The sequence below is a fragment of the Oleiphilus sp. HI0043 genome (assembly GCF_001634935.1).
The window spans coordinates 1-1,343 of sequence record NZ_LWEY01001956.1 but is presented as its reverse complement, the minus strand read 5'-3'; the positions used below and the strand labels follow the sequence as shown (position 1 = coordinate 1,343).

Annotated in this window: 2 protein-coding genes; both read left to right on the top strand. The window is 42.2% G+C overall.

The window, feature by feature from the left end:
• Nucleotides 1-772 (top strand): MMPL family transporter (locus A3729_RS30245; protein ID WP_156498244.1); only part of this gene is annotated, 772 nt, incomplete at its 5' end.
• The coding region (locus tag A3729_RS30240) for an outer membrane lipoprotein-sorting protein (RefSeq protein WP_156498243.1) at nt 769-1,343 on the top strand (575 nt) is incomplete at its 3' end. The genes A3729_RS30245 and A3729_RS30240, both read left to right, overlap by 4 nt.

Below are 1,343 nucleotides of genomic sequence, written 5' to 3'. Positions count from 1 at the left end.
TTACCTCTTTGATAATGCCAACAGCCGAGACCGAAGAAATGTTGTAAGCGATGACTACTCCAAGACTCATATTTCAGCTCAATTGCGGAACAAGGGCTCGTTCGAATACACCCATTTCTTTGAGCAGGTTCAACTTGACCTAGATCGTTATTTTGAACCTTTAAAGGCTCAGTATCCAGATCTTGAAGTAAGTGTTACAGGTCAGTTAGCCTTAATGATGGAGTTAATCGATCACATCAGCTGGGCACAAATCAAGAGTTTCGCTTTTGCACTGGTTATTATCACGATCTTGTTAATATTCTCTTTAGGTTCTGTGCAAGCAGGGTTGATTTCAATGATTCCTAATCTCCTGCCAGCATTCTTTACCTTCGGTCTGATGGGCTTGCTAGATATACCTTTAGATACGGACACGTTGATTATTGCTCCCTTAATTATTGGTATTGCCGTGGATGACACTATTCACTTTGTTGCACATTATCGAGATGCGTGGTTTGAACTTGGTGATGTTGACGCGGCTCTTAAAAGCACCATCTCAGAAGTTGGCCAGGCGGTAACATTTACTACCCTAGTCTTAGGGATTGGCTTTTCAATGCTTGCCTTCTCAGACTATATGGGACTGGCAAAAACCGGTATTTTTGGTTCATTATCAATCGTAGTTGCTTTGTCTTCAGACTTACTATTACTGCCTGCCTTGATAAGCTGGCTAAAACCAGATTTAGGGCGGAAAAAACATATGGCAGCGCTTGTTCGTCAAGAGGAGGTCGGCGCATGAAAACGATAAGCTTTAAGGTCTCGGCCTTGGTGATGCTAATTGCATTTAGCACACTGTCTCAAGCTGCTAATGAGGCGAAAAGTATTATGGAAAAAGTGGATGTAGTTCAGCGAGAAACGGCTGATATGAACTTAAGTCTATCGACACTTTCTTCTTGTCCTTTTCAAATCAAGAGCAAGAAAGTGTCGTGCACCGAGTCAAAACGAATCAAACGATTTGAATCCTACAGCATTCAGGCTGGCGTTAATAAAAAAGACAGCAAAGCTATCTCTATCATTCTAGAACCCGCCCGCGAAAAAGGTGTGGGCATGCTGACATATAGCTACGAAGATGATTCAAGAGATACCGAGTCTTGGTTATACCTGTCTGCCTTGGGGAAGGTGAAACGAATGGTGAGTGGCTCATCTGATGATCAAGAACCAGTCGCTTTCTTTGGTTCTGAGTTTACAACAGAAGATATGGAAAGTGGCAAAACTGATGAATATGACTACAAGATTTTGCAAGAAGGAAAGTACGGTCAAACTCAAGTTTGGGTTATAGAAGCGAAACCAAAGCCTGTGCGTCTAAGAAA